A 605-nucleotide genomic window follows, 5' to 3' on the forward strand; every position below is an offset into this window, starting at 1 on the left:
GTAAGGCAAGATGCTTCATTCTTCTTCGCGCTTGTATGACAGCCATTTGGCTGCATACGGTTTGGTTCGCTATCCAGTTTTCAAGGTGCAATCGAGCGACCGTAAGGTCGTCTTCCGCACATCAACCGCTGCCGATGTGCGAGGGTGTAGATGGTGGAGACAAGGAGGATCGAACTCCTGACCCCCTGCGTGCAAGGCAGGTGCTCTCCCAGCTGAGCTATGTCCCCATATGCAATTGGTTGGCCTTAGTGGACTCGAACCACCGACCTCACCCTTATCAGGGGTGCGCTCTAACCAGCTGAGCTAAAGGCCATCGTTATCGGCTGCTTGGCTCACCCGGCTTGGCGACGTCCTACTCTCCCAGGACCCTGCGGTCCAAGTACCATCGGCGCTGGAGGGCTTAACGGTCGTGTTCGGGATGGGTACGCGTGGAACCCCTCCGCCGTCATCACCAAACCGGATTTGCAGCGGTACAACCGCTCTGCGGCCGCACCCGAAGGATTGCTCCTTCAAAACTGAACTTGAGCGTAAGAAACGGTTTGCCACTCCCTCTGTCGACAACCGAGCTCTAGTCTTCGACTAACGCTAGCGGTTGCAACTGGGCC

General features: G+C 57.0%; 2 tRNA genes and 1 rRNA gene. All 3 read right to left on the minus strand.

What is annotated here, in order from left to right:
- Nucleotides 1-151 precede the first annotated feature (151 nt).
- A tRNA-Ala gene (locus ACFO3S_RS27910) sits at nt 152-227 on the minus strand.
- Nucleotides 228-236: 9 nt separating this feature from the next.
- A tRNA-Ile gene (locus ACFO3S_RS27915) sits at nt 237-313 on the minus strand.
- Between the two features lie 26 nt (nt 314-339).
- Nucleotides 340-456, minus strand: a 5S ribosomal RNA gene (rrf, locus tag ACFO3S_RS27920).
- Between the last annotated feature and the right edge of the window lie 149 nt (nt 457-605).

The sequence above is a fragment of the Cohnella hongkongensis genome, from assembly GCF_042654645.1.
Classification (GTDB): domain Bacteria; phylum Bacillota; class Bacilli; order Paenibacillales; family Paenibacillaceae; genus Cohnella; species Cohnella hongkongensis.